Annotated in this window: 23 protein-coding genes; 7 read left to right on the top strand and 16 right to left on the bottom strand. The window is 72.9% G+C overall.

The window, feature by feature from the left end; translation table 11 throughout:
- Nucleotides 1-123: 123 nt before the first annotated feature.
- Nucleotides 124-462 (bottom strand): RNA-binding protein, encoded by a 339-nt coding sequence (locus KBY90_RS07280; protein ID WP_254967862.1) that lies wholly within the window; start codon nt 460-462, stop codon nt 124-126.
- Nucleotides 463-829: 367 nt separating this feature from the next.
- Between KBY90_RS07280 and KBY90_RS07275 the strand changes: the two genes are divergently transcribed.
- Nucleotides 830-1,042, top strand: coding sequence for a hypothetical protein (locus KBY90_RS07275; RefSeq protein ID WP_254967861.1), 213 nt, complete (start codon nt 830-832; stop codon nt 1,040-1,042).
- On the opposite strand, the gene KBY90_RS07270 is transcribed toward KBY90_RS07275, so the two are convergent.
- The 6 genes from KBY90_RS07270 to KBY90_RS07245 form a co-directional block, all read right to left on the bottom strand.
- Nucleotides 1,023-2,867 carry a DEAD/DEAH box helicase gene (locus KBY90_RS07270; RefSeq protein WP_396122554.1) on the bottom strand — a complete coding sequence of 615 codons (1,845 nt, stop codon included), beginning with the start codon at nt 2,865-2,867 and terminating at the stop codon, nt 1,023-1,025. The two genes, KBY90_RS07275 and KBY90_RS07270, sit on opposite strands and share 20 nt — an antisense overlap.
- Before the next feature lie 230 nt (nt 2,868-3,097).
- Nucleotides 3,098-3,487, bottom strand: a complete 390-nt coding sequence (locus KBY90_RS07265) for a phosphomannose isomerase type II C-terminal cupin domain (RefSeq protein ID WP_254967859.1) — start codon at nt 3,485-3,487, stop codon at nt 3,098-3,100.
- Nucleotides 3,488-3,493: 6 nt separating this feature from the next.
- Entirely contained in the window at nt 3,494-5,107 is a 1,614-nt protein-coding gene (locus KBY90_RS07260) for an ATP-dependent RecD-like DNA helicase (protein ID WP_254967858.1), read from the bottom strand.
- Entirely contained in the window at nt 5,104-8,910 is a 3,807-nt protein-coding gene (locus KBY90_RS07255; protein WP_254967857.1) for a UvrD-helicase domain-containing protein, read from the bottom strand. The genes KBY90_RS07260 and KBY90_RS07255 overlap by 4 nt, the downstream gene beginning before the upstream one ends.
- Nucleotides 8,907-12,248: an exodeoxyribonuclease V subunit gamma gene (locus KBY90_RS07250; RefSeq protein WP_254967856.1), complete on the bottom strand. Its 3,342-nt coding sequence runs from the start codon at nt 12,246-12,248 to the stop codon at nt 8,907-8,909. Before KBY90_RS07250 ends, KBY90_RS07255 begins: the two co-directional genes overlap by 4 nt.
- A gap of 12 nt (nt 12,249-12,260) precedes the next feature.
- Nucleotides 12,261-12,881, bottom strand: a complete 621-nt coding sequence (locus KBY90_RS07245) for a metallophosphoesterase (RefSeq protein WP_396122552.1) — start codon at nt 12,879-12,881, stop codon at nt 12,261-12,263.
- Between the two features lie 190 nt (nt 12,882-13,071).
- On the opposite strand from KBY90_RS07245, the gene KBY90_RS07240 reads away from it, so the two are divergent.
- Nucleotides 13,072-13,425: a hypothetical protein gene (locus KBY90_RS07240; protein WP_254967854.1), complete on the top strand. Its 354-nt coding sequence runs from the start codon at nt 13,072-13,074 to the stop codon at nt 13,423-13,425.
- A gap of 59 nt (nt 13,426-13,484) precedes the next feature.
- On the opposite strand, the gene KBY90_RS07235 is transcribed toward KBY90_RS07240, so the two are convergent.
- Nucleotides 13,485-13,802, bottom strand: a complete 318-nt coding sequence (locus tag KBY90_RS07235) for an MgPME-cyclase complex family protein (RefSeq protein ID WP_254967853.1) — start codon at nt 13,800-13,802, stop codon at nt 13,485-13,487.
- Nucleotides 13,799-14,548 carry a pyridoxine 5'-phosphate synthase gene (locus KBY90_RS07230; protein ID WP_254967852.1) on the bottom strand — a complete coding sequence of 250 codons (750 nt, stop codon included), beginning with the start codon at nt 14,546-14,548 and terminating at the stop codon, nt 13,799-13,801. Before KBY90_RS07230 ends, KBY90_RS07235 begins: the two co-directional genes overlap by 4 nt.
- Before the next feature lie 302 nt (nt 14,549-14,850).
- Between KBY90_RS07230 and KBY90_RS07225 the strand changes: the two genes are divergently transcribed.
- The 4 genes from KBY90_RS07225 (at nt 14,851) to grxD (ending at nt 16,795) form a co-directional block, all read left to right on the top strand.
- Nucleotides 14,851-15,558, top strand: coding sequence for a 1-acyl-sn-glycerol-3-phosphate acyltransferase (locus KBY90_RS07225; protein ID WP_254967851.1), 708 nt, complete (start codon nt 14,851-14,853; stop codon nt 15,556-15,558).
- A gap of 136 nt (nt 15,559-15,694) precedes the next feature.
- The gene (locus KBY90_RS07220; protein WP_396122553.1) at nt 15,695-16,180 is read left to right on the top strand and encodes a tetratricopeptide repeat protein; all 486 of its coding nucleotides are present in this window, start codon (nt 15,695-15,697) and stop codon (nt 16,178-16,180) included.
- A gap of 51 nt (nt 16,181-16,231) precedes the next feature.
- A complete protein-coding gene (locus KBY90_RS07215) occupies nt 16,232-16,465 on the top strand; it encodes a BolA family protein (RefSeq protein ID WP_254967850.1) in 234 nt (77 codons plus the stop codon).
- Nucleotides 16,466-16,471: 6 nt separating this feature from the next.
- A complete protein-coding gene (gene grxD / locus KBY90_RS07210; RefSeq protein ID WP_254967849.1) occupies nt 16,472-16,795 on the top strand; it encodes a Grx4 family monothiol glutaredoxin in 324 nt (107 codons plus the stop codon).
- A 33-nt stretch (nt 16,796-16,828) separates the two neighbouring features.
- Here grxD and KBY90_RS07205 read toward each other — a convergent pair whose 3' ends face one another.
- A complete protein-coding gene (locus tag KBY90_RS07205) occupies nt 16,829-17,098 on the bottom strand; it encodes a DUF6761 family protein (RefSeq protein WP_254967847.1) in 270 nt (89 codons plus the stop codon).
- Between the two features lie 141 nt (nt 17,099-17,239).
- Between KBY90_RS07205 and KBY90_RS07200 the strand changes: the two genes are divergently transcribed.
- The gene (locus tag KBY90_RS07200; RefSeq protein WP_396122551.1) at nt 17,240-18,037 is read left to right on the top strand and encodes a response regulator transcription factor; all 798 of its coding nucleotides are present in this window, start codon (nt 17,240-17,242) and stop codon (nt 18,035-18,037) included.
- Between the two features lie 11 nt (nt 18,038-18,048).
- Here KBY90_RS07200 and KBY90_RS07195 read toward each other — a convergent pair whose 3' ends face one another.
- From KBY90_RS07195 to trmFO, 6 genes are all read right to left on the bottom strand, one after another.
- Entirely contained in the window at nt 18,049-18,546 is a 498-nt protein-coding gene (locus KBY90_RS07195) for a hypothetical protein (RefSeq protein ID WP_254967990.1), read from the bottom strand.
- Nucleotides 18,547-18,613: 67 nt separating this feature from the next.
- Nucleotides 18,614-18,931 carry a hypothetical protein gene (locus KBY90_RS07190; protein ID WP_254967846.1) on the bottom strand — a complete coding sequence of 106 codons (318 nt, stop codon included), beginning with the start codon at nt 18,929-18,931 and terminating at the stop codon, nt 18,614-18,616.
- A gap of 43 nt (nt 18,932-18,974) precedes the next feature.
- Complete coding sequence (crtH, locus tag KBY90_RS07185) at nt 18,975-20,528, bottom strand: carotenoid isomerase (protein WP_254967989.1); 1,554 nt, start codon at nt 20,526-20,528, stop codon at nt 18,975-18,977.
- A gap of 104 nt (nt 20,529-20,632) precedes the next feature.
- The gene (locus KBY90_RS07180) at nt 20,633-22,621 is read right to left on the bottom strand and encodes an alpha-amylase family glycosyl hydrolase (RefSeq protein WP_254967845.1); all 1,989 of its coding nucleotides are present in this window, start codon (nt 22,619-22,621) and stop codon (nt 20,633-20,635) included.
- 4 nt (nt 22,622-22,625) lie between these two features.
- Nucleotides 22,626-23,573, bottom strand: a complete 948-nt coding sequence (locus KBY90_RS07175) for a cation transporter (protein ID WP_254967844.1) — start codon at nt 23,571-23,573, stop codon at nt 22,626-22,628.
- Complete coding sequence (gene trmFO, locus KBY90_RS07170) at nt 23,570-24,922, bottom strand: FADH(2)-oxidizing methylenetetrahydrofolate--tRNA-(uracil(54)-C(5))-methyltransferase TrmFO (RefSeq protein WP_254967843.1); 1,353 nt, start codon at nt 24,920-24,922, stop codon at nt 23,570-23,572. Before trmFO ends, KBY90_RS07175 begins: the two co-directional genes overlap by 4 nt.
- Nucleotides 24,923-24,927 lie beyond the last annotated feature (5 nt).

The raw sequence follows: 24,927 nt of genomic DNA, 5'->3' as shown, positions 1-24,927 counted from the left end.
CCGCCGCGGTGCCGGGCGTGCAGCGAGAAACCCCCGGCCGAGGAGTGCTCCGCCGGGGGCTGGGGCTGACCGGAGTCAGAGGCTCAGGGACGGTGAAGGATCACCAGCGGTTGCCGCGGATGATCACCAGCGGTTGCCGCCGCCACCACCGCCGCCGTAGCCGCCGCCACCGCCGCCACCGCCGCGGTAGCCACCCCGGCCGCCGCCGCCGCCACCGCCTTCGCGGGGAGTGGCCTTGTTGACGCGGATCATGCGGCCCATCCACTCCACGTCCTGGAGGTCATCGATGGCCTTCTGCTCATCGGCCTCCTGGGTGAGTTCGACGAAGGCGAAGCCCCGCTTGCGGCCGGTCTCGCGGTCGAGCGGGAGGCTGCACTGACGGACTTCGCCGTACTGGGCGAAGAGATCAACAAGATCCTCGCGTTCGGCCTGGAACGAGAGGTTGCCGACGTAAATGGTCATGAATGAAGCAAAACCTGGAACGGGTCGCTGGAACGGGTCGTTGGGATTCGTCTGATGCCGTGGTTCCTAGGGATTGCCAGATGGACCTGAACGACAGATGGAGCTGAGGAACAGATGGAGCTGATCGACAGTCGGACCTGATCGGCCGATTGACCTGGATGTGCCGCAGGGAGCCTGCACGTCATGGAATCGGGGCCAATCCTACGTGGCGGCGGGGGCGCACATGGAGAAGTTTGAAGCGCTTGGGAAGAGACCCTGAAGAAGCTGGGGCGATCCCCGGTACCGTCCCATTGTCAGCGGATCCTGATCCAAGCGATCCCCGCTGTCCCGCTTTCCCTTCCCCCTCGTTCCCCGCGTTCCCATCGTGATGACGGCCCCTGTCCCCTGGAGCCTCGCCTGGAGCGAGGATGGCGAACTGGCTCCGCAGGATCGCTTCGATCTCCTGCAGAGCCTGGTGCAGACGGAATGTCTGGAGGTTCAGACCTCCCTGATCGCCGCCGTGGAAACGCTGGTGGAGTCCGTGTCGGTATGCGAGATCACCTCCGTCTCCGTCGGCGACGTCACCGGTCTGTGTTCCTGAGCCGGCTGATCTGCAGGGGCTTGCTCAGCACCCGCAGCTCGCGCAGGCTCGTGAACACCTCTTCCGGCATGCCCCGCGGCAGATCCACGGTGCTGTGGGTGTCGAAGATCTGAATGCGCCCGATCGACCTGCCATCCAGGCCGGTTTCGTTGGCGATCGCCCCCACGAGGTTGCCCGGCTTCACCCGGTCCCGCCAGCCCAGCTCCACCCGGAAGCGCTCCATGTCGGCCTCGGGCGGCCCCTGGGGTCGCTCCTCGCGCCCGCCGCGGCGGAGCGGCCGCCCCCCCCGGTCGCGCCCCTGACCGTCCCGGTCGCGGTCCCGGCCGGGGCCGTTGGCCCGCACCGTGGTGAAGTCGTCGTTGCCCTGCAGCAGCAGCGGTTTGCCCGCCAGGCTCAGCTCCAGGGCCGCCAGGGCCAGCTGCTCGGGACTGCAGTCCTGCTCCCGGGCCACCCGCTGCAGGATCTCGCTGAGCAGGGCCCGCTCCTCCTCGCTGCAGCCGCTCTGCTGCAGGGCGCCGGTGAGGCGCTGGCGCAGCCGGTCGAGCCGGTGCTGGTTGATGGTGGCATTGCCGGGCACCTCCATGGGCTCGATCGGCTTGCCCGCGGCCCGCTCCAGTCCGCCCAGGAAGCGCCGCTCCCGGGGGGTGAGGAAGAGGATCGCCTCGCCGCTGCGGCCGGCCCGGCCGGTGCGGCCGATGCGGTGCACGTAGGCCTCCCCGTCGAAGGGGATGTCGTAGTTGATCACCAGGCCGATGCGGTCCACGTCCAGGCCGCGGGCGGCCACGTCGGTGGCCACCAGGATGTCCACCTGGCCGCTCTTCAGCCGCTCGATCGTGCGCTCCCGCTGGGCCTGGGGCACGTCGCCGTTGAGCACGGCCACGTCGTAGCCATGGGCCTCGAGCGACTCGGCCACGGTGAGCGTGATCGCCTTGGTGCGGGCGAAGATGATCACCCCCTCGCCGCCCTCGCTCTCCAGCACCCGCTCCAGGGCTGCCAGCTTGTGGGGCGCCGGAACGGTGAGGTAACGCTGACGGATGCGTCCGGCGTCGGCGGCCTTGGTGCGGATCGTGATCTCCGCCGGGCTGCTGAGGTACTGCTGGGAGATGCGGCGGATCTCGGCCGGCATCGTGGCCGAGAACAGCACCACCTGGCGCTGTTCGGGGAGTTGCTCCAGCACCCACTCCACATCGTCGATGAAGCCCATGCGCAGCATCTCGTCGGCTTCATCGAGCACCAGCGCGCGCAGGCCCGAGAGGTCGAGGGTGCCCTGGCGCATGTGGTCCATCACCCGGCCGGGCGTGCCCACCACGATCTGGGCGCCGCGCTTGAGCTGGTGAATCTGATCGCGGAAGTCGGCGCCGCCGTACACCGCCACGGTGCGCACCCGGCTCAGGCGGGCGGCGTAGCTGTTGAAGGCATCGGCCACCTGCAGGGCCAGCTCACGGGTGGGGGCGAGCACCAGCACCTGGGGGCTGCGCTGCTCGGGATCGAGGCCGGCCAGCATCGGCAGGGCGAAGGCAGCGGTCTTGCCGGTGCCGGTCTGGGCCTGGCCCACCAGGTCGCGACCCAGCAGCAGCTCGGGGATGGCCGCCTGCTGGATGGGCGAGGGCTCGCGGTAGCCGATCTCCGCCAGGGCCTGGAGGATCTCCGGGGGGAAGCCGAAGCGGGCGAAGCCACTGGCCTCGGCGGTTGGCACTGCCGTCGCCGCTGCAGCTTGTTCTGCGGTTGGCGTTGCAGTTGGTTCCGCGGTCTGTGCTGCGGTGGCGGGACTGCTCGCGCTGCTGTCGCCGGCGCAGGGGACGGTGACGGCGGTGGCACTGGCCACGGCGCCGTCGTTGAATTCGTTCAGGGACGTCAAAAAAGTTGCCTCGGGTGTTGCGTGCAGGCCGGAACCCTGCGCCGGGGACGGTTCAGCCGTCCGGCGGGTGTCCCTTCAACGCAGGCCTGGCAGCCACCCCGTGGGACCTAATGGAGCCCCGTGAACCTTTCTGCCTTGCCGTTGTCTGGCTTGCTCTGAAAACAGCAGCCCATGCAGCGGGCTGATTGCGAATCGTATCAGCAGCCCAGGCCAGCTGCGCTGCGGCCGTAGTCATCGGCCAGGCGCTCGATGTCGTCCTCCCGCAGCGGCGAGCCCCGCTGCACCTCCACGATCACCAGATCGAGGTCGCCGGCCGTGGCCCGATGCACCGCTCCCTGCGGGATCCACAGGCTGGTGCCCGGTCCGGCCGCCACCCGTCTGTCCTGGCAGTCCAGCCAGCCGTCGCCGGCCACCACCACCCAGTGCTCGCAGCGGTGGCGGTGGCGCTGCAGGCTGAGGCGCCGGCCGGCGTTGATGCACAGCCGCTTCACGAGGTAGCCCGGGCCGCCGCCCAGGGTCTCGAACCATCCCCAGGGCCGTTCCACCCGGACGTCGTGCCGCTGCGGCGGTGGCTCGGATGGCGGCATGGGATCTCAGCCGGGGGTGATCAGCCACGCCCGCTGGCGGGCACGGGTGAGGCCGGTGTAGAGCAGCCTGGCGTCCCAGTCGCGGCCCGGCGGCAGCAGCAGCCACACGGTGCCGTACTGGCTGCCCTGCGACTTGTGCACCGTCAGGGCCAGGGCCGGTTCGGCCTGCCCCAGCAGCGCCGGATGCAGCAGCCGTCCACCGGGGAACAGCACCCGCCGGCCGTCGGCTGCGGCCACCAGCACCCCCACATCACCGTTGGCCAGACCCTGCTCCGGCAGGTTGCGCCGGTTGAGCACCGGTGTGCCGAGGGGCCAGTGGGTGATCGCCCTCCCGGCGGCATCCCCCAGCAGCTGCCGGTGGATGCCCGCCACGCCCCACTGGCCCAGGCGCACGGGGGTGAGCAGCACGCAGCGCTCCAGCTCCTCCAGCAGTGCCCGGGCGCCCGCATCCGCCAGGGCCGCCGCCAGGGCGCCCAGCCGGCGCTGGTGCTGCCGCAGCGCCGCCAGGGCCTCGGCCGGAGGCTGCCGGGGTGGGGCCTGGCGCCACTGCAGGTTGGCGTCGGCGCCCAGGGCCCGCAGCCGGGGCTCCAGCACCTGCAGCGGTGTGGCGCCGGCCTGCCGCAGGTCGGCGGCGATCGCGGCGATGGCACCGGCGTTGCGATAGGCCGTGCGCAGTTCCACGGCCGCAGGGCCGAGCTCCGCCAGCCTCCGGGGGCGCATCAGCTCCTGCAGCACCGCGCCCGGGCCCACCGGCGGCAGCTGGCCGGCATCCCCCACCAGCACCAGCCGGCAGCCCGCCGGCAGGGCTTCGAGCAGGGCCGTCATCAGCGGCAGGTCCACCATCGACACCTCGTCCACCACCAGCAGATCGAGCTCCAGCGGCCGGCGGGCATCGCGGCCGAAACGCTCCCCGCTGCTCTCCAGCAGCCGGTGCAGGGTGGTGCAGGGGGCCGCCAGCAGTGCTGCGGCAAGGGCCGGTTCGAGCCCCGCGCTGCCGGCCGCGATCGCCTCCCGCAGCCGCGACGCCGCCTTGCCGGTGGGGGCCGCCAGCTGCAGGCGCAGCCCGGGCTGGTGGCGCTGCAGCGCCAGCAGCAGCTGCACCACGGTGCTGGTCTTGCCGGTGCCCGGCCCGCCGCTGAGCAGCAGCAGCGGCTGGCTCAGGGCCGCCGTCACGGCCTGCTGCTGGGCGGGATCCAGCCCCGCAGCGGCGGCCTCGCGGCGCGCCGTCTCCAGCTGATCGGCCAGGGGGGGGCGGGCCAGGGGCTGGCGGGCCCGCCGCACCAGCGCGGCGAGGGTGTGCTCGAGCTGCAGGTGCCAGCGGCGCCAGCGCAGCCGCTCACCCGCCAGCACCAGCGGCGCCTGGGGCGCGCTCTCCAGGGCGTCGGCCGCCACCACCAGCCCTGAACTCTGCAGGACCTTGCGGTAGCCCTGCGGCCAGTGCCGGGCATCCAGTGTCTCGGGGGGCGGCGCGCTGAGATCGAGCTCCAGCGCTCCCCCCTCCAGGGCCTCGGCAAGAGCCCGGATCAGCTCGCCCAGCCGCGGATCCAATGCTGTCTGCGGGGTGCACAGGCGCGGCAGCGCCTCCACCAGGGCATCGGCCAGCGCCAGACCGGGGCTCATCGCCCCCCCTCCCGCAGCAGCGCATCGAGCGCCTGCACCCGAGCCGGCGGCGGCTGTTCAACCAGCACGCCCGGCACCGTGCCGCCCGCCCTGGCCAGGGCCTCGGCCCGGGGCTCCGGGCCCGGCACCCCGCGCAGGAACACATACACGTAGCCGCCCAGATGCTGCTCCGGCGCATAACCCGGCAGCCGCCAGCGCAGGTAGCGGTGCAGCGCCACCAGATAGAGATGGGCCTGCAGGGGGTAGTGGCTGGCACGCATCAGCTCCGCCATCGCCCGCTCGCCGTAGTGGGCCGGGCCGCAGGCCATCGGGGCCCCGGCGGCATCCCGTTCCCCCAGCCAGTTGCTCTTCCAGTCGAGCACCCACCAGCGTTCGCCCTGGCGGAACACGAGATCGATCGAGCCCGTGAGAAAGCCCCGCCCGGCGATCTCCAGGCTCTCCAGGCGGTCGGCGTAGCCCGTGCCGAACAGGCCCCCCGGGTGCGTGCGGAAACAGCGGGCCAGGGCGGCGCTGCGCACCTGTGGCGGGGCCTGGCGGTGGGTGGCGTCCCGCCGACCGTCCGTCCCGGTCGGCACGGCCAGGGGCAGGTCGAAGTTCATCTCGTTCAGCCGCTCCTGCGGGGCCAGCTCCGCCAGCCGGAAGCGGCCGAGGGCGCCCCCGAGCGGGGTGAGCCGCAGGCGCTCGAGGCCCAGGGCCAGGGCCTGCGGCTGCTCCTGGGCCAGCCCGGCCCGTTCCAGCTCGGCTTGGATCAGGATCTGGGGTTCCGGCTCCAGGGCGCTCCGGCCGTAGTCGAGCCGCTCCAGGATCCGGTGCAGCGCCTCACCGGGCCCGGCGCCCCGGGGGAAGCCGGCCAGGGGCCCCTGACGGTCCCAACCTTCCGCGCAGCCTTCAGCATCTCCAGCTGCACCCTCATCTGCCGATGCACCCTCGCCGGCATCGGCGCCGCTGTCGTCGCCGGCTTCGTCGCCCGTGTCCCGTCCCTCCTCCAGGGCCGCAGGGGGGGCATCGGCGCCCCCGTGCACCCAGCTGGAGTAGCTGCTGCGGCCCCAGCTGGTGTCGAGGCGGTGGCCGGGCAGGGGGCCGGCCTGCAGCGCGCCCTCGGGGGCTGGTGGCCGCCAGCGTTCCCCGGCCGCCGGCAGGCGCTGCGGATCCAGCAGCGCCAGGGGCAGCGACGCGCCGCTGCGCAGCTGCCCGCCGGCCAGCAGCCAGGGGGCGAGGGGATTGGCGCTGTGGCGCTCGTCGTCACGCCAGCCCAGCACCAGGAGGTGGCGCGCCCGGGTGGCGGCCACATAGGCCAGGCGCTCGGCTTCCTGCTGCGCCGCCGCCAGGTCGGCCTGGGCCGCCTGCCGGCCCCGGCCCCAGTGGGGGGAGCGGTGCAGATCCAGCCGCGGTGCGCCGGCGCCGGGCGGCAGCCAGCGCCGGCCCAGTTCGCCGGCGCTGCCGGTGGGAGCCGCAGTGGCCCGCCACAGGTAGGGGCAGATCACCACCGGATACTCCAGCCCCTTGCTGCGGTGCACGGTGACCACGGCGATGGCGGCATCGGCAGCCGTGCTGTTGAGCTGGCGCTCCTCCGGCACGCGCCGCTCCGGCTCGAGCCGCTGGTGGCGCAGCCAGTCGGCGGCCGCGGCCGCCCCCAGGCCCAGCTGATGCATGCGCTCCTGCACCAGTTCGGCGGCCTGCTGCAGATCGGCCAGCAGCCGCCCTCCCAGGGACAGCCGGGCCAGCCCCTCGGTGCTGAGCAGGTCGCCCAGGCAGGCGAGCAGCCCGTCGTGCTCCAGCCGGCCGGCCAGCTGCGCCAGCCGGTCGGCCAGGCGCTCCCAGTCCGCGGCGGGGGCCTCCGCCAGCTGTGCCGCGACCCAGCCCAGCAACGGCGAGGCCGCCAGCAGGCGCTGCCGCCCCCCGTCTCCCGGATCGGCCAGGGCATCCAGCAGCCGCTGCAGGGCAGCGGCGGCCTCGCTGGCCAGCACATCGCCGCGGCTCACCAGCCGGCTGGGCAGGCCCCGCTGCTCGAGGGCACGGCGCAGCAGCTCGGCCTGGCGGTGGCTGGTCACCAGCAGGCCCAGTTCGCCCGGGCCCAGGGGCCGCCGGCGCAGCTCCCCGGCCGCCCCCGGGATCTGCAGCTGCAGATCCCGCTGCAGCAGCTGCAGACAGAGGGCGGCCACCTGGGCCGGGATCTCCTCGTCGTCGCCCAGGGGCAGCAGCTGCAGGGGCGATTCATCCGGCTCCAGCAGCAGCTCACCCTTCTCCGCCCGCGCCAGCACCGCCGGCACGGGCAGCCGGGAGCGCTCCAGGCCGGGGGCCATCAGGGCGTTGAGGGCCGCCACCAGGGGCGCCGAGGAGCGCCGGTTCTCGCGCAGCCCATAGACGGCATCCGCCCGCTGACGTGCCTGGCGGTAGGTGGCCAGCTCGCCGCCGCGGAAGCGGTAGATGGCCTGCTTGGGATCCCCCACCATCACCAGCAGGTGGCGGGGGGGCTCGCCGGCGGGGGCCACGAAGGCGCGCTCCAGGATCCGCCACTGGATCGGATCGGTGTCCTGGAACTCGTCGATCAGGGCCACCCCGTAGCGGTCCGCCACCGCCGCCAGCAGGGCCTGCTGCCGGTCTCCATCGGGGCCGGGATCGAGGGCGGCCAGCAGGTCGCCGAAGCTCATGCGGCCGCTGGCCCGTCGCCGCCGCGCCAGCTCGGCGCGGCCCCGGTGCAGGGCGTGGAGGAGCACCAGTTCGGCCGGGCCGTCCACCAGGGCGGCGATCGCCTCCAGCAGGGGCCGCTCCGGCAGCGTCACGGCCTCGCCTTCGCAGCCGGCGGCCCGCCTGGTGAACGGGGCCGGATGGAAGTAGTCGCGCAGCAGCTCCTGCTCCAGCACCTCCCCGTAGCCCGGCACCGCCCCGGCGGCCTCGCAGGCGCCGATCCAGGCGTTGACCTCCGCCACCCGGTCGCGGGTGGGTCTGGCCGCGTAGGGCTTGGTGTCCGTGGCGCCGCGGGAGCGCAGGTCGGCCGCGGCCTGGCGGAAGGCCTGCTCGAGGGCCTCGGCGCGCTCCCCCCAGGCCGCCCTGAAGGTCCGCCAGCGCTGCTCCCACAGGGCCGGCAGCCGGTCGGCCAGCTCCGCCGCGGGGCCGAGCTCCGCCGGCAGGGGGTCGAGCTCCAGCGCCGGATCGCCGTCGAGGCGCAGCAGCAGCGTCTCCAGCAGCTCCGGGGTGATCCCCTGCCGCTCCAGGCCCGCCTGCAGTCCCGGAGGCAGGCGCAGCAGCTGCTGCTGCCAGAGGTCGTGGATCACCTCGGCGGCCCGTTCGCCGTCATCGCTCTCCAGCTCCGGCGCGGGCCCCAGCCCCGCCTCCAGCGCCTGGCGCTGCAGGGTGCGGCGACAGAAGCCGTGGATGGTGGTGATGTCGGCCCGGTCGAGGGCCTCGAGCGCCAGCAGCAGCAGCCCGCGCAGGCGCTGCCGCTGGTGCCCGTCGCCGGGCTGCTCCGCCAGCCACTGCCCCAGCAGGGCATCCACGGCCGGTGCGCACGGAGCCCCGGCCTCCACCTCCAGCGCCGCCAGGGCCTGCTGCAGACGCCGGGCGATGCGGTCGCGCAGCTCCGCCGCCGCCGCCTCGGTGAAGGTCACCACCAGCAGGCGCTCCAGGGGGAGGGGGGCGGCGGGGCGGGTCACCAGCCGCAGCACCAGGTGGGCCAGGGCGAAGGTCTTGCCGGTGCCGGCACTGGCCTCCAGCAGCAGCACCCCCGGCTCCAGGGGCAGGCCGTTGGCGTCGAAGTCCGGCAACGCCTCGCTCGCCACCCCTGCGCTCTCAGCTGTGCTCACCGCCTCCGGCCTCCCGTTTTCTCCACGCTGCGCTGCTCCAGCAGCGGGGTCAGCAGCTGCTGGGCGGCCGGCCCGCAGTCCCCGCCCAGCAGCTCCCGGGTGGTGGTGCCGCTGCCGAAACAGAAGGCCATCACCTCCTCCTCCCGTTCGCCCGGCCCCCCGAAGCCCCCTTCCCAGGCGCCCACGGCCGCCCTGAAGCCGCTGCCCGGCCGGCGCCACTCGGCCTCGGCCCAGGCCCAGCCCGTGAGCGGCGGCGCCGGCCAGCAACGCTGGCGGTGCCGCTCGCGCAGCTCCCGCAGCTGCTCCAGCCGGACGGCGGCGGCGGCGGCCGGCAGGGGGGTGAGGGTCTCCAGCCGCCGGAACGCGTGCCCGTCGCGGCCCACCAGCAGGGCTTCACGGGGCTGCTGATCGGCGGCGCAGGCCAGCAGCAGCACCAGCCACAGCTCCAGCCGCTTGGCGGGCCGCGGCCGGGCGGTGTGCACCAGCACCAGCCGGCCGCCGCGCCAGCTCAGCGTGGCCGCAAGACCGGCCGCGGTCGCCTCTCCGGATCGCTCCTCGCCCAGCTCCCGCAGCACCGCCTGCAGGGAGAGCCAGCGCTGATCGAGCCGGCCGGCCTCCAGGTGCGCGGCGGCGCCGGCCGGCAGGATGCCCCGGCCGCGCTGCTCCGCCACCCAGTCCGGAGCCATCTCCGGCTCGGGCCGCTGCAGGGCCTCGCGCAGCAGACGGGCGCGCTGCCGCTCGTCCAGGGCGAGGGCCTCGCGATCCAGCACCTGCTGGGCCCATTCCCGGGGCCGCAGACCAAGACTCTCCAGCCACGCGGCCTGGGGAGCCTGCAGCCAGGCCAGCAGGTCGGCGTGGGCGGCCTGCTCGGTGGTCGGCATCACGGCGCCGGCCGCCGCAGCCGAAGGCTGTCGGGCCAGGGGCGTCGGCGGCGCGAAACGCCCCTCCTCCAGCAGACGGCGGGCCTGCAGCAGGCGCCGGTCGCTGCAGATCGGCGGCCGCCCCGCCTCGGTGAGGAAGTTGCGCCGCTCCAGGGGATTGGCGGCCGGTTCGCGCAGCACCCGGGCCATGGCCTCGGCACCCAGCTCCTGCTCCAGCAGCGCCAGCCACTGGCGCACGGGGGTGCAGGGCATCAGGTTCTCGCCGGTGCGGCTGTCGCGGCTGCTCCAGGTGATCAGCAGGTGCTGGCGGGCCGAGAGCAGGCTCTCGAGCAGCACGTAGCGGTCCTGGTCGGCGGGGCTGGGATCGCCGAGGCGGCGCCCGTGCTCCATCAGGTGGAACCCGGGCCGCTCCCGCTGGCGGGGAAAGCTGCCGCCATCGAGGCCCATCAGCACGATCACCCGGTGGGGAATGGCGCGCATCGGCTCCAGACCGCTCACCGTGAGGGCACCGGAGCGGTGGCCGAAGCGGCCGCTGTCGGCGGCCAGCCGCTCCCCCAGCACCTCGGCCACCACCGCGGCCGGCAGCTCCAGGGCGCTGGCGCCGGCCGCCGCCAGCCAGTCAGCCAGGGCGTTGTGGACGGCCTGCAGGTCCCAGGCCCGCTCGCCCCCGTCGCCGAACAGCTCCGGCAGCAGCTGGCGCAGCAGAGCCCCCCAGCCGGCGGGGGTGCGGGGTTGCTCCAGCTGCGTCAGGGCCCGCCGCAACCCCAGCAGCAGGGCGAGCCAGCGCGATTGCTCGTCCAGGCTGAGGCCCATGGCCAGCGGCGCGGTGTCGGCCGGCGCCAGACCCGGCTGCTCCGGCAGCACCAGCCCCAGCACCAGCCGGTCGATGGCCCAGGCGAGGCTGTGGGCGGGATCGCCGCCGCGGGCGCGGCCGTCGAGGCCCCAGCGGAACCCGGCCCGCTGCAGCAGGGCGACGATCGCGCCGGCCTCGCCCGGGTCGATGCCGTGGGCCGCCAGCAGCGGCGTGCAGGCCAGCAGCCCCTCGAAGGCCGAGGCGGTGAGCCGCTCGCCACCGAGCTCCAGCAGGGCGAGCAGCCCCTGGGCGATGCCCGGATCGCTCTGCTGGCTGCGGTCGGTGAGGCGCCAGGGCAACGCCACGCCGGTGGCGGCCCCATCGCCGAACACGGCCGCCACCAGCGGCGCGAAGGCATCCACCTGGGGCGTCATCACCAGCACGTCGCGGGGGGCGAGGCTGGGATCGGCGGCCATCAGCTGCAACACCCGGTCGCGCACGATCTGCACCTGGCGCAGGAGCCCCGGGCAGGCCAGGAATTCCAGCGACTGGTCGTCGGCGCGCAGCTCCAGCGCCCGCCGCAGCTCCGGATCCACCAGCTGCTCCTGCAGCTGCTCCAGCAGGGTGGGGCTGCGGCCGGCGTGCTCCGCCGCGCTGGCGGCACCCACGAACAGATCCCGTTCCTGCCACCGGCCCAGCTGCTCCGCGCCGGTGCCCTCCAGCAGCTGCTGGAACTCGGCCCCCAGGCGGCCGAAGCGCGCCTCCAGCCGCGGCGCCTCCAGCAGCCAGTCCTCCCCCAGGGGCGCGCCGGCGGCCCGGTCGCCGCGGCGCCACAGCTCGCGGCAGGGGGTGAGCAGGTAGAGCTCCACCTGCACCAGGCCGGAAAGCGCCTGCAGAAGCTCCACCTGCACGGGCGCCATGCTGCTCAGGCCGAACAGGCGCACGGGATCGGGCAGCGGCCGCGCCAGGGGGACGGCACCGGCGGCGGCCTCCTGCAGCCTGCTGATCGCCGTGCGCACCTGCAGCCCGAAGGGCGGCCGGCCGAGCCGCTCGGCCAGGGCCCCGAACAGCAGCGGCTGCCAGCGTTGCGCGGCGGGCAGGGGCTGCCCCCGGTCGTCGAGCGCCCGGCCGTCCAGCCAGGCCGCCAGCAGCTCCGGGCGGTAGAGGGTGTAGTCGTCGAAGGCGTCGGCGATGGCGCGGGCCAGCTGCCAGAGGGGCCGATCCAGGGCCAGCCGGTCCCCGGGCGGTGGCGCTCCATCCCCCGGGCCCCGCTGTGCCAGCCAGCGCCGCAGCGCCGCGGCTTCCGGACGGGCGATCAGCGCCGGCAGCAGGTCCAGCAGCGGCCACACCAGGTCGGCGGCCCGCCAGGGGTCCCGGTCCGGGGCGGGCGCGGGCCCGGGCGCATCGGCCAGCAGCTGATCCACCAGCTGGCGCAGGTGCGTGCCGGGAAAGGGGAAGCGCAGGTTGGCGGCCACCCCATCTGCGAAGGGCGCCTCGGGATCGCCCAGCCCCAGGGCCAGCTGCTCCCCCAGCCAGCGGCTGGTGGGCCAGGTGTTGACCAGCACCTGCACCTGCTCGAAGGGAGGCGGTGGGGCCAGCCGCAGCTGGGTGGCCAGCACACTGGCGAGAAGTTCGGCCCTGTTGCTGCGGAAGACGGTGAGCAAGGCTGCAGGCCTTCAGCGCGGAGCGCCCAGCAGGGGCGGCTTGGCCTGCAGGGATTCCAGCTGGGCACGCATGGCGGGGGGCAGCGCCGGCGGCAGCGCCGGTTGCGGCCCCGGCACCCGCACCAGGGCGGAGGTCTCCGGGCAGTAGGCGGTGAGTTCGCCGCCGTAGCAGGCGCCGGTGTCCACCATCACGATGGCGCCATGGCGGCGCACGCTGAGGCCAGGCGTGTGACCCACCACCACCTGCCCGTAGCGGCCGTCGTAGGCGTGCCAGAACGGGGCCCTGATGTTCAGGTCGGGCTGCCAGCTGTGGGGATCGAAGCCGGCATGGGTGGCCACCCAGCCGCGGCCCGGATAGACGCTGGGCAGGCTCTCGAGGCGGCGCCGCCAGAGCCGGCAGAGAGGACCACCCAGCTGCCGGTAGGTGTCGCAGCCGGCCAGGCGGGTGAGGCTCTGGGGGTCGTCGCGGCGGAGGTCGGCCACCAGATCGGCCTCGTGATTGCCCTGCAGCCACACGGCACGGCCGCTGCGCACCAGGTCCCAGGCCAGCTCCATGGCGCGGCGGATCTGCGGGCCGCGGTTGATCACGTCGCCACAGAGCACCAGCCGGTCGTCGGCCGGCAGCAGGCTCACCAGCCGGTGCAGGGATTCGGCGCAGCCATGAACGTCCCCGACGACCCAGTGACGGGCTGGACGTGAGCGGGGCTGCATCGGATTGTGGCGATGAACACAGTCTGAACGCCGGCGGGTCACCTGTCATCCAACCCCTGGTTTCGTCGCCCGCCCTTGGTACGGTCGGCCCCAGCTGCCCCGGGCATGGCCCATGGATCCTCAGTCGATGCCGGTGACGCAGCGGGTGAAGGCCCTGGTGAAGGCGCTCAACGGGGCCAAGCGCACCAATGAGGCCCTGGCCCGCTGCAGCGACGGCGAGCAGATGCTCGATGTGCTGCTGGATGCCTCCGCCAAGCTGGGCCTCGGCCTCACCCGCGAGCAACTGGCCAACACCCCCCCCATCCGCGACTGGGTGTGGTGGAAGAACAAGGAGGCGCTGCTCACCATCGGCGACAACAAGCCCCGCTACCAGCAGGACGGCGGTCAGGGGCGCCGCAAGCCCGACGCCGAGACGGAGAGGGCGGATGGCGAGCAACCCCGTCGACGCTTCTTCGGGCTCTTCTGAGGGTGGGCGCCGTTGCGGGTCGGTGCGGTTGAGGGACGGTGCCGGTCCGGGCGTGGGGCTCAGGCGCTGGCCAGGGCGTCGGGAATGGCGGCGCTGGGGGCCTCGAAGCTGCCCCTGAACACGAACTCCAGGCGCAGCTTGAGGAAGGTGATGAACTTCTCGTCCGTGGACACCACCGCGGCGGCCGGCCGGGGAACCGTCTGCGTGCGGCCCGCCAGCGCCGCACTGTCCAGAAAGGCGGGCCGGCGCACCAGCCAGAAGTCGATCGCCTTGCCCTGCTCCCCGTAGTGGCGCACCCGCTCGCGCAGCACCTCCTCGAGGGGCTCCTCCTCGGTGAGGAAGCGCTCGCTGGCGGCCACGAAGTGGTAGGTGGTCATGGGCGGGTGCTGCCGAACAGGGGGTCGCGGCGGGGATTCTGAACCAGCGCCTTCATCTCCCGCACCGCCTGCTCCAGGCCCACGGCCAGGGCCCGGGCCACGATCGTGTGGCCGATGTTGAGCTCCTCCATGCCCTCGATCGCCGCCACCGGCTCCACGTTCTGATAGGTGAGGCCGTGGCCGGCGTTCACGCGCAGGCCCAGGCTGCGGGCGATGAAGCTGCCCTCGCTGAGGCGGGCCAGTTCCCGCGGCTGCTGGCTCCAGGCGGCTTCGGCGTAGGTGCCGGTGTGCAGCTCCACCCAGCGGGCGCCGCTGGCGGCGCTGGCCTCCAGCTGGGCGGCCTCGGCATCCACGAACAGGCTCACGGCGATGCCGGCGCCCTGCAGCCGGCCCACCAGCGCGGTGAGGGCCGCCTGCTGGCCGGCCACATCCAGGCCCCCCTCGGTGGTCACCTCCTGACGCTTCTCCGGCACCAGGGTCACCATGTCGGGACGGATGCGCAGGGCGATCGCCTCCATCTCGGACGTGGCGGCCATCTCCAGGTTGAGGCGGCTGCGCACGGTGGCCCGCAGCAGTTCCACGTCGCGGTCCTGGATGTGGCGCCGGTCCTCGCGCAGGTGCACGGTGATGCCGTCGGCGCCGCCCAGCTCCGCCAGCAGGGCGTAGGTGACCGGATCGGGTTCCACCGTGCGCCGGGCCTGGCGGACGTTGGCGATGTGGTCGATGTTGACGCCGAGGCTGGCCATCGCTCCCGCGGCCAAACCCGGATCCTATGCAGCGCGGCGGCTGCACCCGGGCTGCGCCGGAATGGCAACTGCCCTCGGCGGGCCGGCAGCGGCGGCGGCGCTGCCTACCGTTCGAGTCCCGCGTCCACCGATGCGCAGGGCGTCCGGGAGTCTGCCCGTGCATCCCGTCCCATCGATCACGCCCCGATCACGCCCCGGTGCTGCCGGCGTCCTTCACCCGGTGCCTTCCCCCATTCCCCACTCCGTTCCCATGGGTTCAGCGGTGGGCAGCAACGTCCTGAACAGCCGGTGAACACCCGTCCGTGACCAGCAGCCGCATCAGCCCCTGGCTGGCCCCGCTGGCGAGGCTGGTCACCCAGGACATCACCCTGCCGCTGTGGTTTCGCGCCATCAGCGTCGAGGGCATCGAGCGGGTGCCGCGCCGGGGGCCGGTGCTTCTGGCGCCCACCCACAGGGCCCGCTGGGACGGCCTGCTGCTGCCCCACGCCGCCGGCCGCCGCGCCACCGGCCGCGACTGCCGCTTCATGGTGACCATCGACGAGATGGAGGGCCTGCAGGGCTGGTTTCTGCGCCGACTCGGCTGCTTTCCCGTCAACCAGCTGCGCCCGTCCCTGGGCAGCCTGCGCCATGCGGTGGAGCTGCTGGAGGCGGGCGAGCAGCTGGTGGTGTTCCCGGAGGGGCGCATCCGCCGCCACGCCGATGAGCCGATGCTGCTGCAGCCTGGCCTGGCCCGCATCGCGGCCCTGGCCGGCAGCCGCGGCGTGCCCGTGCAGGTGGTGCCGGTGGGCATCGCCTACGGCCATCCCTGGCCCCGTCCCTGCGGCCGGGCGGCGGTGTGCTTCGGAGAGCCGATGCGCATCGACACGGCCGGACGGGAGGCCGCCGCCCTGTTCACCGAGCAGCTGGCGCTGGCCCTCCTGCAGCAGGAGCGCCGGGCCGAGCTGCGGGTGCGTCCCGCCCCTGCCCCCGCCGCCCTGGTGGCGCGGGAGGCGGGGGAACAGTCCCCTTAGAGTTCGCCCGCCGATGATCCTCAGGTCGCCCGTGCTTAGCCCCAACCGCTGGTCAGGCGGCAGCCCACGGCCGTTTCGGCTGGGCACCCGCTCCAGGCTGTGCTCCCTGGCGCTGCTCACCCTGGCGGCCGTGGGGATGGCCGGCGGGGCCGGGGCTCTCCAGCCGGTGCAGGCCCAGGGGGCTCCCGCCGGCGCCGCCGTCGCCAATCCCCTCAGCCTGGAGGCCGTGCGCGGCCTGCTGGCCCGCGGCGACGCCGCCGCCGCCCGCGGCGATCTGGCCGAGGCCCGCCGCCTCTACGACCAGGCCCGGGATCTCTCCCGCCGGCTGCTGGGGTTCTACCGCGATCTCAGCGGTTCCTTCCGCGGTCTCGATGCCCGCATTCCGCGGGAGATGGATCAGAAGGGGCGGGAGACCCTGCAGGTGCTCTCCCAGACCAACCTGCGTCTGGCCGCCCTGTTCCGCCGTCAGAACCAGCCGGAGGTGGCGGTGCCGCTGCTGGTGGAGGTGGTCAAGGTGATGACCCCCACCAGCGAGGAGGGTCGCCAGGCCTACCAGAGCCTGGTGGAGATCGGCTTCGCCAGCACTCCCTACACCGCCGGCCAGGCGGCCGCCGGCGGCTAGCCAGTCGGGCCGCCACGGCATCTAGATTCCCGCCATTCCCCCAACTGCCCGATGGTCCAGCCCGACCAGGTCAAGGCGGCGATTCATCGCGCCATGCCTGACGCCGCCGTGGAGGTGGAAGACCTCACCGGTGGCGGCGACCACCTGCAGGTGAAGGTCGTCTCCGGTGCCTTCGCGGGCCTCTCCCGCATCCGGCAGCACCAACTCGTGTACGGCGCCCTGCGCCAGGAACTGGCCAGCGAGGCGATCCACGCCCTGGCCCTGCAAACATCCACCCCCAGCTGAAGAGTCATGGACGCCAGCGTCAAGGAACGCATCGAATCGCTGATCGCCAGCAGCCCGGTCTTCGTGTTCATGAAGGGCACCAAGCTGATGCCCCAGTGCGGCTTCTCCAACAACGTGGTGCAGATCCTGCATGCCATGGGCGTGCCGTTCGAAACCTTCGACGTGCTCTCCGACATGGAGATCCGCCAGGGAATCAAGGACTATTCCGAGTGGCCCACCATCCCCCAGGTGTATGTGAAGGGCGAATTCATCGGCGGCTCCGACATCCTCATCGAGATGTACAACTCCGGTGAGCTCCGTGAACAGCTCGAGGTGGCCCTGGCCAGCTGAAGCTGGCCGCCATCGCCCGGTCCGGAACCGCGATCAGAGGTTGCGGCCGGGTTCGTAGAGGCTGCGCGGGTCGCCGTCGGCACCGATGAAGCTGGAGGGGTCGAGGATCCAGCGCTCCACCAGCTCCTCCAGCCGGCGCTGCGCCAGCGGGTCGAGCACGGCCGTGCGCCGCAGGGCATGCAGGTAGCCATCGGCATAGAGCCGCAGCTCGGCCGGGCCGTGGTGACGATGCGCCAGTTCCTGACAGGCATCGCACAGCGACTGGAAGTGGCGGATGGCGTCAGGGTGCTGCAGCGCGGTCATCGGGGCCAGGGTGCTGGGAAGCATTCTGGCGAACGGACCGGGTGGGGCCACGGCCAAAGGCAGCGGCTGATACCCGTACCGCCGCTGGGGTCCGTTAGGTTGTGCAGATCAGGGGTTCCAGATACCTGGCACCCGCCGGCCATGTCACCCATCGACTCCTCTCCGCCCCCCCTGCCATCTGCTGAACCGCCAGGGGGTGCTGACGGAGTCGCCAAGCGGGTGCTCGTCGTCGACCCCCACGCCACCCTGCGCACGGTGCTGGCCCAGCGGTTGCGTCAGGACGGCCATCTGGCGGCGGCGGTGGCATCGGCCCGGGAAGCGCTTCAGCTCTGCCGCGACCAGTCGCCCGACCTGCTGGTGAGCGCCGAACTGCTGGACGAGAGCAGCGCCCTGCGGCTGGCGGCCCAGCTCCATTGCCCGGTGATGGTGCTCACTGCCCGTTCCGGCTCCGAGCCGGTGGTGACCCTGCTCGATGCCGGCGCCGATGACGTGCTGCGCAAGCCCTTCGGTCTCGAGGAACTGGCGGCCCGCTGCCGCACCCTGCTGCGCCGCAGCGGCACCGGTCTGCAGGAGCGGGTCTGCGTCGGCCCTCTCGAAGTGCACCTGCTGCTGCGCCAGGTGACCCTGCGCGATCAGCCGGTGGAGCTGAGCCCGCGGGAGTTCGCCCTGCTCTGCGCCCTGCTGATGCCTCCGGGGGTGGTGCGCACCCGCCAGGAACTCCTGCGCATGGCCTGGCCGCCCTTCAGCGGTGGCCCCCGCTCGGTGGACACCCAGGTGCTCACCCTGCGCCGCAAGCTCGAGCAGGCCGGCCTGGGCGAGGGTGGCGGCATCGAGACCATGCGCCAGCAGGGCTACCGCTTCAGCCTGGAAACCCTCTCCGACGGCGAGTCGGCGGCCCCGCAGCGGCCGGCCCCTTCGCTGCGCAGCCTCAGCGCCTGAGCTGGGCAGCCTCAGCTCCCGAGCAGCGTCAGCCCCCAGCCCAGCTCACCCGCCAGCATCAGGGCGCTGAGGGTGGCCAGCAATCGGTAGGTCCAGGGCGGGCTGATGCGGCCGATGCCGCTGGTGTCCAGACCCGTCTCCCGGCTCAGCCGCTCCAGGAACGCCTCGAAGCGGGCCACGCGCTGGGGCAGGAGAAACGAGCCGTCGCCGCTGCGCAGGTAGAACACCCGGCCCCCCTGGCTGGTGGTGACCGGTGTGATCGCGGTGATCGCCTGCCAGGGCAGCTGCCAGCCGCGCCGCAGCCACCAGGCGCACCAGGCCGGATGACCGACGCGGATGCCGTCGGCGTCGACTTCCACCCGCTCGCTGGTGAGGGCCAGCACCAGCCCCAGGCCCAGCACCACAGCGGCCCAGAGCGCGGGCTGCAGGGCCGCCGGGGCCTGCCAGGGCAGGGGCAGCACCAGGGCGAGGTAGAGGGCGAGCAGGGTGAGGCGGATCAGCGGCGCCATCGGATGGCGGCTGGTGCCCGTCGGCTGGGGAGGGGGAACGGCGCCGGACACCGGCATCAGGCGGGCCTCAACGGTCCTCAGGTGAGCCGGGCAGGGGTTCGATCAGTTCGGAGGGCCTGTAGCGGCCACCGAACACCTCCTCTTCCCGGCCCTTCCAGAACTCACCGAGCCGCATCAGATCGGCGAGGGCTTCCTCCAGCCTGTCGAGGTACTCATGGGGGTCCATGGAATCCTTGGCCTCCCTGAGCTTGGTGAGGCGCAGCAGCTGCAGCAGCCAGGGCTTGCCCAGCTCGCCGCGCTGCTCCAGGTAGCGGGCCAGCTGCTCGGAGCTGGGCTGGGGCGCGCCGCCGGGGGGCGCGTTCTCGGGGTGGGGGGTGGAGGCCATCAAATCAGCCTATCGACGCCGCCGGGGTGGCAGCGACCCGCCCTCAGGCCGGCAGCTGCCAGGGGTTGAGGCCCAGGTCGGCGCCGATGCGGTGGGCGCAGGCGAAGCCGCTGAAGGCCACCGCGTTCAGCCCCTGACCGGGGAAGCAGGAATCGCCCACGCAGTAGAGGCCGGGGACGCCGGTGCGGTTGAAGGGCATCGGCAGCAGACCCGGCAGGCGCAGGGCCGGGATCGGCCCGTAGCTGCCGCCCATCCGCCCCAGGAAGCGGCGGTGGCTGCGGGGGGTGCCGATCTCCCGGTGGCGGATGGCGCCACTCAGCCCCGGCAGGATCGCCTCCAGCCGCTCGATCAGCCGCTCGGCATCGGCCTGCTTCTTGGCCCGGTAGGCGGTGGGGTGCAGGCCCTGCCAGTGCTCCATGGAGCTGGGGGTGAAGCTGTGCAGGATGTGGCGCCCCGCCGGCGCCAGCGAGGGATCCAGCAGGGTGGGCATCGACACGAACACCACCCCCTGCTCGGCCTCCATGTCGGCCCAGTCCTCCAGCAGCAGGTGGTGGCAGTGGAAGCCCTCGGGCACGACCGCGGCGTCGATGCCCAGGTGCAGCGACAGGAACGACGGCGAGGGCCTGTAGCGGCGCCGCCAGGTGGCTTCTGCCTTCGGGGTGTGGGCGGCATCCACCAGTGCCGCGGAGCGTGGGCGGCGGATGTCCGCTGCTTCCTCCGGCGTGGCGAAGGTGTCCCAGCGGGTGGCGTTGCTCACCACCCGGCGGGCGTGGATTGTCTCGCCGCTGGCCAGCTGCACGCCCACGGCCCGGGCGCCGCCCCCCTCCCCCTCGATCAGCACCCGGGTGACGCGGGCGCCGTAGCGGATGGCGCCGCCGTGGCTCTCCAGCCCCGCCACCAGTTTCCCGGCGATCACCCCCACCCCGCCCTTCGGGTAGTTGATGCCGCCGGCGTGGCGGTCGGAGAACACCATGCCGGCATTGATCATCGGCGTGAGGTCGGCCGGCATCACGCTCCAGCAGAAGCACTCCATGTCGATGAAGCGCAGCAGCTGTTCATCCCTGATGTGCCGGCGCGCCACATCGCCCACGTTCACCGGCAGCCAGCGGGCCAGGCCCAGGCACGCCAGCGGCGCCCTGAAGAACACCTTGGCCAGATAGGCCGGATCCTCCAGCGAGAGCAGCGGCATCGCGTCGAGGCAGCGGAACACCTGCCAGCAGGTGGCGTAGAAGGCGCGGATGCCCTTCGCCTCGTGGGGGAAGCGGGCGGTGAGGTCGGCGATGAAGCGCTCGTAGTCGCGGTCCACGGCCACATTCAGGCCGCCGGGCAGGTGGTACTCGAGCTGGGCCGGGTCGGGCACCGTGGCGCAGTGCTGGCCCACGTCGGCCAGGGCGCGGGTGAGCAGGTTGGTGTGGCCCTTCTCTCCGAAGCCGAAGATCATCGAGGCGCCCACATCGAAGGTGTAGCCCTCGCGTTTGAAGCTGCCGCCACTCCCCCCCGGGATCAGGTAACGCTCCAGCACCAGCACCTTCGCGCCCTTGGCCGCCAGCTGGCTGGCGGTGACCAGGCCGCCGATGCCGCTGCCGATCACCACCACGTCCCAGCTGCCCCCGTCCGGCGATCCGGCGGCAGGGCTCGCGCTGCGGGTGGGGGCCTCTGGGGTTGGCGTCACCGGTGCGGATGGCGGGGCGTGCGGCGACCCTAGGGTTCGGAGCCGTCCACCAGCCAGCGACAGCTGAGCGGTTCGAGCTGGAGGCGACCGTCCCGCAGCGGCGGCGGTGCTCCGGCGGCCAGCAGGTCGCGGAGCTCCCCCGGCAGGCCGGCGTGGCGGGGGAGCTCCGCCTCGATCGACTGGGGGCACTCCTCGACGTTGGCCAGCACCAGCACCGTGCCCTCCGGCCGCTTGCGGGCGTAAGCCAGCACGTGCTCGTTGCCGGTCCAGAGCGGCTGAAACAGGCCGAAGCCATGGAACAGGGAGGTGGCGCGGCGGGCCTCGATCAGCCGCCGCAGCCCGCCGAAGAGCCGGCCCGGAACGGTGCGCCCGTCGTGGCGCTGGCGCGCCCGCTGCCAGTCCATCCGGGGCCGGTTGAGCCAGCGGCTGTCCCCGGCGCGCAGGGGATCAGCGCCGTAGGAGGGGTCATTGGTGAGACCCAGTTCGTCCCCCATATGGATCACGGGGATGCCGCCGGCGCCGAGGATCAGGGCGTGGAGGAGCAGGATGCGGCGGATGGCGCGCTCGATCGCCGCCTCGTCGCCGCGCTCCAGCGCCGCCTCCAGGCCGGCCAGGGAGGCGGTGGTGCCGGTGACGCGCGCGTCCCCGGTGTCGGGGTTCTCCTGGAACAGGGCGCCGCGGGCGAAGGATCCGGGAAAGTCGCCGGTGTAGAAGGCGTTGAGGAATCGCCGGTGCAGATGCGGGGTCTCGCCCACCGCGGCCAGGTCCTCGTCGGTGATCGCCCAGCCGATGTCGTCGTGGTTGCGCAGGTAGTTCACCGGCGCGCAGCCGATCAGCAGCTGGGGTGCCCGGTGCAGCGCCTGGGTGATGAGCGTCGTCCTGCGGGTGGCCAGAGTGCTCCAGAGCAGCGCCATGCGCTGGTTGTCGTAGGCCAGCTCGCACTGCTTCTCCACGGTGCTCTTCACCCCCAGGTAGCGGATCAGCGCATCGGGCGGAACGATGGCCTCGGCCTTGAAGATCACGCCGGGGGCCACCACCCGCAGGATCGCGCGGAAGGCCTGGATCAGCAGGAACACCTCCGGCTGGTTCTGGCAGTTCGTGCCCATCCGCTTCCACAGGAAGGGTGCGGCATCGAGCCGCAGCACACCGGCGCCGAGGTTGGCATAGAAGAACATCAGATCCACGATCTCGTGCACCACCTCGGGATTGCCGTAATTGAGATCCCACTGGTAGTCATGAAAGGTGGTCCACACCCAGCGCCCCCCGTCCGCCATCTCCGGCACCCAGGTGAAATTGCCGGGTGCGTCGTCGGGAAAGATCTCCGGCAGGGTGCGCTCATAGGCATCCGGCAGGGAGCGATCGGCGAAGGTGTGGAAATAGCCGAGGTAGCGCTCCTCCCCCGCCAGCGCCCGCCGGGCCCACGCGTGCTCACGGGCCACGTGGTTGAGCACCAGATCGAGGCAGAGCGTGATGCCCCGCTCCCGCAGTTCCGCCGCCAGCTGGCGCAGGTCGTCGATCGTGCCGAGATCGGGGCGCACCCTGCGGCAGTCGGCCATGGCGTAGCCGCCGTCGTTGGCACCCGGCCGCGGCTGCATCAGCGGCATCAGGTGCAGATAGGTGACGCCGAGCTCCTCCAGGTAGGCGATGCGGCGCCCTACACCCTGCAGATCAGCGGCGAAGTGATCGGCGTAGCAGGTGTAGCCCACCATGTGGGTGCGCTGGAACCAGCGGGGCGTGAACTGCCGTTCCAGGTCGAGCACCTTCAGGGCATCGGGGCGCTGGGCGTAGGCCTCCACCATCCGCCCGAACAGGCGGCCGAACTGCTCGAGGGCGTCGGAGCGATCGCCGTAGAGAGCCTGGAGGGAGTAGTGGAGGTCGTCGAAATAGCGCTCGAAGCGCAGCCAGAACACATCCACATCGCGTGGATTCATCCAGCCTTCGAGGCGGTGGCTCTCCAACCGGCGCACGTTCTCGAAGGCGGCCCGCACCTCGGGGGCCATCACGAAGACGTTGTGCACGGGCTCAGCCGTCGTCCTCGGCAGGGACGAAGGGTGGCTGGGCGGTGGGAATCACCTCGCAGAACAGGAGAGAGCTCAACAGCGCCTGGCAGCGTTCCTGCACGCGTTCGCGCAGGTGGTCGAACGCGGCGGCGTCCAGGGGGCCTTCGGGGTGGACGTAGACCACCGCCAGGTAGGTGCGGCCCGTCTTCATCACCGTGAGGTCGAGCAGCCGCACGGACATCGTGCTCAGCAGCTCCTCGATGCCGGATCGGACCTGGGCGATCAGCTCCGGTGCACAGGCCGCGCCGGCGGCTTCGCTGATGGCCGCCTGGAAGGTGAGCAGAGGGTCGCGGATCACCGCCAGGGCCAGCACCAGCACCAGCAGCGGATCGAGGATCGGCACGAGCGGCGCCAGCACGGTGGTCTCCAGCAGGGGTGCGCTCAGCAGGGCGAGGCCTGCCGCCAGGGTGAGCTTCAGATCCAGCACCGCCGCCTGGTACTCACTGCGCAGCACCTCGCTGCGGCGCCTGGTGAGGATCCAGTCGCGCCGATGGCGCCAGGCCAGGCCGAGGCACAGGGCCGACATCCACACCACGTACCAGGCCACCGGCGTGAGCACCAGGGGTTCCGCCGGCGCCCCCCGGAGGTGGGAGAGGATCGCCAGCGAGGCCTGCACCACGGCCACGCCGATCACGCCGATCAGCACCAGCGAGCGGAAGAGCACGTAGAGGGTTTCCTGGCCCGCGTAGCCATAGGGGTAGGCGCGGGTGGGGGGGCGCACCGCATTGGCGCTGACCTGCATCGCCACCAGCCCGGTGCCGCACATCACCGCTGAATAGAGCCCATCGAGCAGCAGGGCCTCCGACCGCGACATCTGGAAGACGGCGATGCCGGCGACCGCGCCGAGCACATTGCCGATCACCCCCACGCTGAGGGAAGCCCGTTCGATCCGGCGCGACGCCTGGGTCATGACCGGAAGGGCTCGAGATCCGCCAGGGCCCGGTCGCGGTAGGCGCCGTAGCGCTCGCGCTTGCCCCTGATGCGCTCCGGCAGCTCGGGCAGCAGGCCGAAGTTGGGCGGCATCGGCTGGAAGCCACCCCGCTTGCCTTCGCCGCCGCAGGGGGCCTCGGCGATGAAGTGGGTGAGGGCGCCGATCATCGTGGTGGGCGGCAGGCTGATCGGCTCCAGCCCCCGGGCCAGCCGGGCGGCGTTGGTGCCGGCCAGCCAGCCACCGGCCACGGCCGCCGCGTAGCCCTCGGTGCCGGTGATCTGGCCCGCCGCCAGCAGCGTGGGCCGGCGGCGGAACTGCAGGGTGGGATCGAGCAGCTGGGGCGATTCCAGGAAGGTGTTGCGGTGCATCACCCCGAAGCGCACGAACTCGGCGGTCTCCAGCCCCGGAATCAGCCGCAGCACCCGCTTCTGCTCGCCCCACTTGAGGTTGGTCTGGAAGCCCACCAGGTTCCAGAGGCGGCCGTCCTTGTCTTCCTGGCGCAGCTGCACCACCGCATAGGCCCGGTTGGCGCGGCGCACGTCGCGGTCGTTCACGTCGCCCCAGCGGGGATCCCACAGGCCAATCGGTTTCAGCGAGCCATAGCGCATCGTGTCCTCGCCGCGGCGGGCCAGCTCCTCGATCGGCAGGCAGCCCTCGAAGAAGTGGGCGCTCTCCTGCTCGAAATCCTTGAGTTCGGCCTGTTCGGCCGCCAGCAGGGCCTCGCGGAAGGCGAGGTACTGCTCCCGATCCATGGGGCAGTTGATGTAGTCGGCGTCGCCCTTGTCGTAGCGGGAGGCGCGGAAGGCCACGGAGAGGTCGATGCTCTCACCCTCCACGATCGGGCTGGCGGCATCGAAGAAATGGCAGTCGGCGCGGCCGGTGAAGGCGCGCAGCTGCTCGGCCAGGGGTTCGCTGGTGAGCGGACCGGTGGCCAGCACGGCGATCTCGCCGGGGCCGGGCAGCTCGGTGTGCTCCCGCCGCTCCACCGTCACCAACGGGTGCTGCTCCAGGGCGGCGGTGAGGGCGGCGCTGTAGCGGCCCCGGTCGACCGCCAGGGCGCCGCCGGCGGGCACCGCGTGGGCATCGGCGGTGCCGATCACCAGCGAGCCCAGCCGGCGCAATTCCTCCTGCAGCAGGCCGGCGGCCCGGTCGCTGCTCAGGGCGCCGAAGCTGTTGCTGCACACCAGCTCGGCGAACTCGCCGCTGTGGTGGGCGGGAGAGCGGCGCACCGGCCGCATCTCCACCAGGCGAACGGGCAGGCCGGCTTGGGCGATCTGCCAGGCGGCCTCGGTGCCGGCGAGGCCGGCACCGATCACCAGAAGGGTCAAGGGAG

The sequence above is a fragment of the Cyanobium sp. CH-040 genome (assembly GCF_024346135.1).
Taxonomy (GTDB): Bacteria; Cyanobacteriota; Cyanobacteriia; order PCC-6307; family Cyanobiaceae; genus NIES-981.
Note: the sequence above shows the minus strand (reverse complement) of the source record. Positions and strands in the feature narration are given on the sequence as shown.

What these genes read in the sequence shown, in the direction of transcription:
- KBY90_RS07280 (WP_254967862.1), bottom strand. Translation starts at nt 462, where the DNA reads ATGACCATTTACGTCGGCAACCTCTCGTTCCAGGCCGAACGCGAGGAT.
- KBY90_RS07275 (WP_254967861.1), top strand. Translation starts at nt 830, where the DNA reads ATGACGGCCCCTGTCCCCTGGAGCCTCGCCTGGAGCGAGGATGGCGAA.
- KBY90_RS07265 (WP_254967859.1), bottom strand. Translation starts at nt 3,487, where the DNA reads ATGCCGCCATCCGAGCCACCGCCGCAGCGGCACGACGTCCGGGTGGAA.
- KBY90_RS07260 (WP_254967858.1), bottom strand. Translation starts at nt 5,107, where the DNA reads ATGAGCCCCGGTCTGGCGCTGGCCGATGCCCTGGTGGAGGCGCTGCCG.
- KBY90_RS07240 (WP_254967854.1), top strand. Translation starts at nt 13,072, where the DNA reads ATGGATCCTCAGTCGATGCCGGTGACGCAGCGGGTGAAGGCCCTGGTG.
- KBY90_RS07235 (WP_254967853.1), bottom strand. Translation starts at nt 13,802, where the DNA reads ATGACCACCTACCACTTCGTGGCCGCCAGCGAGCGCTTCCTCACCGAG.
- KBY90_RS07230 (WP_254967852.1), bottom strand. Translation starts at nt 14,548, where the DNA reads ATGGCCAGCCTCGGCGTCAACATCGACCACATCGCCAACGTCCGCCAG.
- KBY90_RS07220 (WP_396122553.1), top strand. Translation starts at nt 15,695, where the DNA reads ATGGCCGGCGGGGCCGGGGCTCTCCAGCCGGTGCAGGCCCAGGGGGCT.
- KBY90_RS07215 (WP_254967850.1), top strand. Translation starts at nt 16,232, where the DNA reads ATGGTCCAGCCCGACCAGGTCAAGGCGGCGATTCATCGCGCCATGCCT.
- grxD (WP_254967849.1), top strand. Translation starts at nt 16,472, where the DNA reads ATGGACGCCAGCGTCAAGGAACGCATCGAATCGCTGATCGCCAGCAGC.
- KBY90_RS07205 (WP_254967847.1), bottom strand. Translation starts at nt 17,098, where the DNA reads ATGACCGCGCTGCAGCACCCTGACGCCATCCGCCACTTCCAGTCGCTG.
- KBY90_RS07200 (WP_396122551.1), top strand. Translation starts at nt 17,240, where the DNA reads ATGTCACCCATCGACTCCTCTCCGCCCCCCCTGCCATCTGCTGAACCG.
- KBY90_RS07195 (WP_254967990.1), bottom strand. Translation starts at nt 18,546, where the DNA reads ATGGCGCCGCTGATCCGCCTCACCCTGCTCGCCCTCTACCTCGCCCTG.
- KBY90_RS07190 (WP_254967846.1), bottom strand. Translation starts at nt 18,931, where the DNA reads ATGGCCTCCACCCCCCACCCCGAGAACGCGCCCCCCGGCGGCGCGCCC.
- KBY90_RS07175 (WP_254967844.1), bottom strand. Translation starts at nt 23,573, where the DNA reads ATGACCCAGGCGTCGCGCCGGATCGAACGGGCTTCCCTCAGCGTGGGG.